Consider the following 8,823-nt stretch of genomic DNA (forward strand, 5'->3'; position numbering starts at 1 on the left):
CGTCGCCGTTCACGGAGCGGCACCGCAGCGCAGGGCGACGGCCCGCTCGGGCCTGTGGAAAACTCGTCACGTGGGAACCAGCACTCGAATCAACCTGCGTGGACGCCTCGCCATGCGCGCCGCCGCCGCTGCGGCCTGGGCGTCGCAGAAGGCCGGACGCGGCAAGGGGTCGATGATCGGTGGCCTCATCGCGCTGAAGATCGATCCGACGCTCATGCAGCAGCTCGGTCGCGGACGGCGCAGCGTGGTCATCACCGGCACCAACGGCAAGTCCACCACGACCCGGATGACGGCCGCCGCGCTGGCGACGCTCGACGAGGTCGCCACCCAGGCGGACGGCGCCAACATGGACGCGGGCATCGTCGCTGCGCTCACCGCCCGCCCGGACGCGCCGCTGGCGGCGCTCGAGGTCGACGAGCTGCACGTACCGCACGTGTCCGACGCCGTGAACCCCGAGGTCGTGGTCCTGCTGAACCTCAGCCGCGACCAGCTCGACCGGGTCGGTGAGATCAACATGATCGAGCGCGCGCTGCGCGCCGGACTCCAGAGGCACCCCGACGCCGTCGTGGTCGCGAACTGCGACGACGTTCTCGTCACCTCCGTCGCGTACGACTGCAAGAACGTCGTGTGGGTCGCCGCCGGCGGGGGGTGGGCCAACGACTCGGTGAGCTGCCCACGCACCGGCGAACCGATCGTGTGGGACGGGCCGCACTGGCGCAGTACCGGGTCCGACTTCGCGCGCCCCACGCCGGACTGGTGGCTCGACGACGACAATCTGTACGGCCCGGACGGGCTCGTGATCCCGATGAAGCTGACACTGCCCGGCAAGGCGAACCGCGGCAACGCGGCACAGGCCGTGGCGGCGGCGGTCGCGATGGGGGCGAGAGCCGAGGACGCGGTCGCCGCCGCATCGATCGTCGACGAGGTCGCCGGCCGGTACAGCACCGTCCAGGTGGGCGCGCACTCCGTGCACATGCTGCTCGCGAAGAACCCGGCCGGCTGGCAGGAAGCGTTGTCGATGATCGACCACAGCGTCGACGGCCTCGTCATCGCCGTCAACGGCCAGGTCCCCGACGGCGAGGACCTGTCCTGGCTGTGGGACGTGCGTTTCGAGCACTTCGAGGGCGTCAAGGTGGTCGCCGCGGGCGAACGCGGCACCGACCTCGCGGTCCGGCTCACCTACGCGGGCGTGGAGCACACGCTCGAGCACGACCCGATGCGTGCGATCGCGTCGTGCCCGCCCGGACGGGTCGAGGTGCTGGCGAACTACACGGCGTTCCGTGACCTCAACACCGCGATCGCGAAGGAGAACAGCCGCGATGTCTGAGTCGACGGTCCGCATCGGCCTGGTCCTGCCCGACGTCATGGGCACCTACGGCGACGGCGGAAACGCCCTCATCCTGCGTCAGCGCCTGCGCATGCGCGGCTACGACGCCGAGGTCGTCGAGATCACGCTCGGCGATCCCGTCCCCGAGTCGCTCGACGTCTACACCCTCGGTGGCGCCGAGGACTCGGCGCAGCGCCTCGCGACGCGGCACCTCACCACCTACCCGGGCCTGCAGAAGGCCGCCGAACGCGGCGCCCCTGTGCTTGCGATCTGCGCGGCCATCCAGGTTCTCGGGCACTGGTACGAGACGTCGTCGGGCGAGCGGGTCGAGGGCGTGTCGATGCTCGACGCCACCACGTCCCCGCAGGCGACGCGCTCGATCGGCGAGGTCGTCACGACACCGCTGATAGACGGCCTCACCGCACCACTGTCCGGGTTCGAGAACCACAGAGGGGGAACGACACTCGGCCCCGACGCCAAGCCGGTGGGGCGGGTGACCCGCGGTGTCGGCAACGGCGTCGGCGACGGACTCGAGGGTGTCACGCAGGGCTCGGTGATCGGCACGTACATGCACGGACCGGTGCTCGCCCGGAACCCGGAACTGGCCGACCTGCTACTGAAGCGCGCCCTGGGTGTGGACGAACTCGCGCCGCTCGAGCTGCCCGAAGTGGATCTGCTGCGCCGCGAGCGGTTGCGGGTGCGCTGAGTCGGAACCGTCTCCGCCTCACAGGGTGAAGTCACTGGAGGCGCGCGGAACGAGTTCGGGCGCAAGTCTTTCCGAGTCCACCTCGGTTCCTCCGAGGATGGACACCAGCATGCGCACACTCTCCCGCCCCATCGCGTGCATCGGCGAGCGCACCGTGGTGAGCGCGACCGTCATCTCCGCGGCGAGGGGCACGTCGTTGTACCCGATCACCGCGACGTCGCGGCCCACCTCCCTGCCGGCGTCGCGCAGCGCCCCGTAGGCACCGATCGCCGCGAAGTCGTTGGTGGCGAAGATCGCGGTGAGGTCGGGCGATCGTTCGAGGAGCGCGGTCGCCCCCTGACGACCACCGGCCGCGTCGAACCCGGTGTAGACGATGTCGTCGGCAGGGACGGCGTGACCCGCACGGGCGAACGCATCCACGAACCCACTGGTGCGGTCCACCGTGGTACTCGCGAACGGCAGACCCGCGATCACCCCCACCCGACGGTGCCCGCGGGCGAGCAGGTGCTCCGCGGCCAGGGCTCCCCCCGCGCAGTCGTCACACGTCACGGACGGGTGGCCCCCCGCACGCCGGGACACCAGGACGAACGGTGTCCCGCGTTCGGCGACACCGTCGAGGAAACGGTGATCGAGATGGGCGTCACCGAAGATGAGCCCGTCGACATTTCTGGCAAGCAGCATCTCCGTTCGCGTCGACTGGTTCTCCGGATTGTCCAGGGAGTTCGTGACGAACGTCGACAGACCGGACTCCTCGGCAGCCTCCTCGATCCCCTCGTAGATCGTGGCAAGCACGTAGTCGGACAACCGGGGAACGAGGACGCCGATGAGGTTCGTGCGGTTCGTCCGCAGGCTCGCGGCGTGCAGGTTCGGACGGTAGCCGAGGCTGTCGGCGAGTGTCCGGATGCGTTCGGCGGTTGCCGCCGACGCGGTGCGCGTGCCGGGCGCCGACGTTCCGTTGAGGACACGCGAGACGGTCGACACGTGCACGCCGAGCTCGTCGGCAATGAGCCGCAACGTAGCCCGCGGCTTCTTCGGGTTCCCCACGACAGTCGATCCTTCCACGCCATGTAAACGCTGTGAAACGTAGCCCGCTCCCTCTTGACACGTGGCCGCGGTCACCATTCTAATGAGCGCAAACGTTTGGCCCAAACGTTTGCGCAATCTCTGAAGGGACGTCATGAGCAAGGTTGTCGTGCTCGCCACCGGCGGGACCATCGCCTCCCGCAACGATTCGTCGGGAAATGCCGTCGCGGCTGACGACGTCTCCTCGCTGCTCGCGTCCGTCGCACCCAGCGGCATCCGTGTCGAAGGCCGCGACGTCCTCACCACCGGCAGCTACCTGCTCACGCCGGACGACCAGTTGACGATCCTCCGCGCGATCGCCGATGCCTCGAGCGATCCGGACGTGAGCGGCGTCGTCGTCACCCACGGAACCGACACCATGGAGGAGACTGCGTACCTGTGCGATCTCCACCAGGCGGGCGATCGGCCTGTCGTGTTCACCGGCGCGCAATTGGCCGCCGATTCCGAGGTGTGGGACGGCGCCCGGAATCTGAGCGATGCCGTGGCGGTCGCTGCGGCTCCCACCGCGCGCGGGATCGGCACCGTCATCGTCTTCCACGGTCGGATCCTGCCCGCGGCCGGAACTCGCAAGTGCCACACCACCGCGCTCGATGCCTTCGACAACGGAGCGGGCGGAGTCCTCGGTCACGTGCGCGACGGAGTGGTCGCGATCGACCACCGTCCGGAACGGCCGCAGCCACTGCCGCTGCCCGACGCCCTCCCCCGGGTCGACATCGTCGCGGTGCACCCCGGGGCGGACCGCACTCTCCTCGATGCCGCCGTCGAGGCCGGCGCCCGTGGAATGGTCATCGTCGGCACCGGCGTCGGCAATGCGAATCCGAGCTTCGTTGCCGCCGCGCAGGATTGCATCGCGGCCGGGATCCCCGTGATCGTCGGCACCCGGGTGCCGAACGGCGACATCGTCGCCCGGTACGGCAACGGCGGCGGGGCCGACCTCGCCGATAGGGGCGTGCTTCCGGCCGGGCTGCTTCGCCCGGCCCAGGCTCGCATCCTGCTGGCGTCTGCCCTGGCCGTCGCTCCCGTATCCGAGATCGCGAATATCGTTCGCTCCCACACACATCCAACCGTGGCCACCCCGGCCACGTCGCATTCGTCCCACCGATGAAAGAGGTACGCATGTCCAAGAAGATCTACGTCAACTTCGGTGTCGACGTCGATGCCGTCGCCGGCTGGCTCGGGTCGTACGGAGGCGAGGACTCGCCCGGCGACATCTCCCGCGGCCTCTTCGCGGGAGAGGTCGGCGTTCCGCGGCTGGTCAAGCTGTTCGAGAAGTACGGCATCACGACGTCCTGGTTCGTGCCCGGCCACTCGATCGAGACGTTCCCGCGCGAGATCGAGCAGGTAGTCGCGGCCGGCCACGAGATCGGCATCCACGGCTACAGCCACGAGAACCCGATCGCGATGACGCGTGAGCAGGAGACCGCGGTCCTCGACCGCTGCATCGAGCTGATCGAGTCCTTCACGGGTCGCAAGCCCACCGGTTACACGGCACCGTGGTGGGAGTTCTCCAAGGTCACCAACGAACTGCTCGTCGAGCGCGGCATCAAGTACGACCACTCGCTCATGCACAACGACTTCACGCCCTACTACGTCCGTGTCGGCGACTCCTGGACCAAGATCGACTACAGCCAGCCGGCCGAGACCTGGATGAAGCCGCTCGAGCGTGGCGCGGAGACCGACCTGGTCGAGATTCCCGCGAACTGGTTGCTCGACGATCTGCCGCCGCAGATGTTCATCAAGTCCAGCCCCAACAGCCACGGTTTCGTCAGCCCGCGGCATCTCGAGGAGATGTGGCGCGACCAGTTCGACTGGGTCTACCGCGAGATGGACTACGCGATCTTCCCGATCACCATCCATCCCGACGTGTCCGGCCGTCCGCAGTCCCTGCTCATGCTCGAGCGCCTCATCGAGCACATCAACAAGCACGACGGGGTCGAGTGGGTCACGTTCGACCAGATGGCCGACGACTTCAAGGAACGGTTCCCGCGCTGGAACTGACCTCTCCAGCGCACGAAAACGGTGGGAGCGCAAGGCCCGCGCTCCCACCGTCGCCCCAGCCTCCGACATCATCAGTCCCGGGAAGGACACCTATGAGCCAGACGGCCGAGGAACATCCACTATCGCAAACTTCCGCGCAACCGACCAAGCAACTCCCGCGCTTCAGCATTCGGGAGACCCGCAAGTCCACGATCATCGCCTTCCTGGCCTGGACGGTCGCTGTCTACGACTTCATCCTCTTCGGCACGCTCCTGCCCCGCGTGAAGGAAGACTTCGGATGGAGTAGCTCACATGCACTGCTCATCTCCACCTTCGTGAGCATCGGCACCGCTGTCGTCGTGCTCGGCGTCGGCCCGGTGGTCGACCGACTCGGTCGGCGCAAGGGCATGATGATCACCGTCGGTGGTACCGCGCTCTCGTCCGCAGCGACTGCTGCGTCCGGCGGCGCTCTCAGCCTCGTCGCCGCCAAGTCCGTCGGCGGCATGGGGTTGTCCGAACAGGCCGTCAACGCAACGTATCTCAACGAGATCTACGCGGTCTCCGAAAGCGACGCTGTTCGCAAACACCGCGGCTTCCTCTACTCGTTCGTGCAGACCGGGTGGCCTCTCGGCGCCTTGCTCGCCGCCGGGTTCGTCGCACTCATGGGTTCGATCGTCGGACCGGACAACTGGCGCCTGGTGTTCCTGGTCGCGACGCTGCCCGCACTGGTCATCGCCTTCGTCTGTGCGCGGCTGAAGGAATCTCCCCAGTTCGACCTGCAGGACCGCATCCGCCGCCTGCGCAAGGCGGGCAAGGTCGAGGAAGCACGAACCCTTGCCGCCGAGTACGGCATCGAGCATTCCGACGCCACCCCCCTCAAACGAATTTTCCAGGGCGCGAACCGACGGAACACGATCGTCCTGTCGCTGGCCTGGATGGTGAACTGGTTCGGCATCCAGACGTTCAGCGTCCTCGGCACCACCGTCCTCGAGGACGGCAAGGGGTTCTCGGGCAACTTCACCCTGCTACTGGTCGTGTTCGCCAACATCGTCGGCATCTTCGGCTACCTGTTCCACGGCTGGATAGGCGACCGGTTCGGCCGGCGCAACGCAATCGTCGGCGGGTGGATGATGGGCGGAATTCTGTTCTCGCTCATGCTCCTCGGGCCGTCGTCGGCGGCCTTCGTGCTCCCGACCTACATGTTCGGACTCTTCTTCCTCCTCGGCCCGTACTCGGCGATGAACTTCTTCATGGCCGAGTGCTACACGACGGATTGTCGCGCGACCGGTGCCACCTTCATCGGTGCGATGAGCCAGCCGGGCGCGGTGATCGGCGGCTTCCTCCTGACCGCGATGGTCTCCGCCAGTATCAGCTTCGGGACCGCCGCCTTCTGGGTCGGCGCCGTGGGCACCTTCGCCTCCGGTCTGGTCATGCTGCTCGCCAAGAAGGTCGCGGTCACGTCCGGGTGACGCACCGACCGACTCTCGAAAGACAGGATCACGACAGATGAACAACCCTTACGAGCACATGCGCGGCAAGGTCGCGATAGTGTCCGGTGCTGCCAGCGGTATCGGCCTCGAGGCCGCAGTGGCCCTGGCCGAGGTCGGAACCCGGGTCGTGATCGGCACGTTCCCCGGAGATCCGCACGATCCGGCCGAGACCCTGCGCCGCGTGCAGGAGACAGGCGGCACAGGTGTCGTCCACGAGGTCGACGTCCGGTCGACCGGTGAAGTGGACGCGTTCGCCGAGCGAGCGCTGGTCGAGTGGGGACGCCTCGACTTCGCGGTCGCGAATGCCGGTGTCCTCCGCAAGCATTCGATCGCAGAACTCGACGATGCCGCCTGGGACGACATGCTCCAGGTCGACCTGACCGGCGTGATGCGGACGCTTCGCGCCGCAGCGACCCGTATGACCGGCCCGGGCGCGATGGTGTCGATCTCGTCGATCGCAGGCGGCGTCTACGGATGGGGCGATCACGCTCACTACTCGGCGGCGAAGGCGGGCGTTCTCGGACTCAGTCGCGCGTTGGCGGTCGAACTCGCCCCGCGGGGGATCCGCTCCAACGCAATCGTTCCGGGACTCATCGAGACGCCACAGTCGTCGGATCCGGTGAACTCTCTCGGCCCCGACGGACTCGTCGCCGCGGGCGCGAAGATCCCGTGGGGACGTGTCGGCAGGCCCGACGAGATCGCGACCGTCGTCCGCTTCCTTCTGAGCGACGAATCCCGCTACCTCACCGGACAATCGCTCGTCGTGGACGGCGGGCTCACCACCAAGATGCAGGACTAGGAGCGACCATGGGAGTTCTCGAGGGCCGACGCGCGCTGGTCACCGGCGGCGCCAGTGGAATCGGACGCGCGATAGCGGAGTCGTACGTCGATGCCGGCGCCCGCGTGGTGATCGCCGACAGGGATCTCACAGCCGCCGAGGACGCGGCTCGCGCGATGGCGGCCGACGGTGCCGTCGCAGTCGACGTCGCCGACGAGGAGTCGGTGGAAAACGCATACGCCGCCGCCGTGGGTGCCATCGGTGCGGTCGACGTTCTCGTCAACTCGGCAGGAATCCTGGAGGAGTCGCTGCTGAGCGAGATGTCTCTCGACATGTGGCGCAGGACCCTGGACGTGGATCTGACGGGGATCTTCCTGATGTGCCGCGCCGCCGTCCCCGCGATGATCGCCGCCCGGAGCGGACGGATCGTCAACATCGCCTCGCAGCTGGGCATCAAGGGCGGCGTCGGCCTCACCCACTATGCGGCCGCGAAGGCGGGTGCGATCGCACTGACGAAGTCGCTGGCGCTCGAAGTGTCCCGACACAATGTGCTCGTGAACGCGATCGCGCCGGGGCCGATCGAAACTCCACTCGTCGACGGAATCACCGACGAGTGGAAACAGGCCAAGCGACGAGAACTTCCGCTCGGTCGTTTCGGGCTGCCTTCCGAGGTCGCGCCGACGGCGGTCCTGCTGGCGTCGGATCCCGGCGGAAACCTCTACGTAGGGCAGACCCTCGGCCCGAACAGCGGCGATGTGATGCCCTGATGTGCGGCGGGTGCCCTGGAGGGCGGGTGGACGACTGGCTCGGGCTGGTCGTCCGCACCCACCCCCAACGAGAGGCGGTGGCCCGGATGGTCGACACCCGGTCGGCACGGGTGCGGGCCACTGGGCACGGCTGGACGGTGTCGACCCCCACGGGCCGTACCGTCGTGGCTGATTCGCTGACCGCGATGTGGTCGGCCGTCGCGTCGTTCGCTGTCGCCGAGCCTGATTGGTCGGCGCTCTCGCTGCCGACCGGGTTCCCCGAACCCGCACCCCTGGCCGACCGCCGACGACCGGTCACTGTCGTCGCTCGCGATCTTGCGGATGCACGCCGACGTGTCGCCGATCATCTCGCTGCACCGCAACGTCATTCGGAGCGGGTGGTCGAGGTGGACTTCCCTGCCGCGGAGCCGGCCGTGGTGCACACGTTCGTGTCCACCACCGTTGCGGCGCTGACCCTGAGCGGTATGACAGCTTACGGACACGGCCGCGGTCGCACACTGGAAGCCGTTGTCGAACAACGAGATCGGACCGTTCGATTGACCACCTGGGACGGCATCGGCCTCGGCCTGACCGTCGATTTTCGAGGAGAAGAACCATCGAACCCGTGACGCCCCTGTCCCCGAGCGTTGCCGAGTCCTTGCGACGCACGAAGATTGTCTGCACTCTTGGCCCTGCTACTGCATCCGGCGACCGCG

Annotated in this window: 9 protein-coding genes; 8 read left to right on the plus strand and 1 reads right to left on the minus strand. The window is 67.9% G+C overall.

The features are described 5' to 3' along the window. The first annotated feature begins 70 nt into the window (after positions 1 to 70). Together A6I89_RS21850 and A6I89_RS21855 are read left to right on the plus strand one after the other, a co-directional pair. The gene (locus A6I89_RS21850; RefSeq protein ID WP_005516030.1) at positions 71 to 1,327 is read left to right on the plus strand and encodes a Mur ligase family protein; all 1,257 of its coding nucleotides are present in this window, start codon (positions 71 to 73) and stop codon (positions 1,325 to 1,327) included. Then, on the plus strand, positions 1,320 to 2,033 hold the full coding sequence (locus A6I89_RS21855; protein WP_005516031.1) for a type 1 glutamine amidotransferase: 714 nt from the start codon (positions 1,320 to 1,322) through the stop codon (positions 2,031 to 2,033). Before A6I89_RS21850 ends, A6I89_RS21855 begins: the two co-directional genes overlap by 8 nt. Before the next feature lie 18 nt (positions 2,034 to 2,051). Here A6I89_RS21855 and A6I89_RS21860 read toward each other — a convergent pair whose 3' ends face one another. Further along, positions 2,052 to 3,077: a LacI family DNA-binding transcriptional regulator gene (locus A6I89_RS21860; RefSeq protein ID WP_005516032.1), complete on the minus strand. Its 1,026-nt coding sequence runs from the start codon at positions 3,075 to 3,077 to the stop codon at positions 2,052 to 2,054. Between the two features lie 133 nt (positions 3,078 to 3,210). Between A6I89_RS21860 and A6I89_RS21865 the strand changes: the two genes are divergently transcribed. The 6 genes from A6I89_RS21865 (at position 3,211) to A6I89_RS21890 (ending at position 8,736) form a co-directional block, all read left to right on the plus strand. Then, positions 3,211 to 4,221, plus strand: coding sequence for an asparaginase (locus A6I89_RS21865; RefSeq protein ID WP_005516033.1), 1,011 nt, complete (start codon positions 3,211 to 3,213; stop codon positions 4,219 to 4,221). A gap of 11 nt (positions 4,222 to 4,232) precedes the next feature. Further along, positions 4,233 to 5,114, plus strand: a complete 882-nt coding sequence (locus A6I89_RS21870; protein ID WP_022593715.1) for a polysaccharide deacetylase family protein — start codon at positions 4,233 to 4,235, stop codon at positions 5,112 to 5,114. A gap of 92 nt (positions 5,115 to 5,206) precedes the next feature. Continuing rightward, positions 5,207 to 6,562 (plus strand): MFS transporter, encoded by a 1,356-nt coding sequence (locus tag A6I89_RS21875; protein ID WP_005516035.1) that lies wholly within the window; start codon positions 5,207 to 5,209, stop codon positions 6,560 to 6,562. Positions 6,563 to 6,599: 37 nt separating this feature from the next. After that, positions 6,600 to 7,382 (plus strand): SDR family NAD(P)-dependent oxidoreductase, encoded by a 783-nt coding sequence (locus A6I89_RS21880; protein WP_022593714.1) that lies wholly within the window; start codon positions 6,600 to 6,602, stop codon positions 7,380 to 7,382. An 8-nt stretch (positions 7,383 to 7,390) separates the two neighbouring features. Further along, positions 7,391 to 8,128, plus strand: a complete 738-nt coding sequence (locus tag A6I89_RS21885; RefSeq protein WP_022593713.1) for an SDR family NAD(P)-dependent oxidoreductase — start codon at positions 7,391 to 7,393, stop codon at positions 8,126 to 8,128. 26 nt (positions 8,129 to 8,154) lie between these two features. Then, positions 8,155 to 8,736, plus strand: coding sequence for a hypothetical protein (locus tag A6I89_RS21890; RefSeq protein WP_022593711.1), 582 nt, complete (start codon positions 8,155 to 8,157; stop codon positions 8,734 to 8,736). Positions 8,737 to 8,823: the final 87 nt, after the last annotated feature.

This window comes from Prescottella equi, from assembly GCF_002094305.1.
In the GTDB taxonomy this organism is placed as follows: Bacteria; Actinomycetota; Actinomycetes; order Mycobacteriales; family Mycobacteriaceae; genus Prescottella; species Prescottella equi.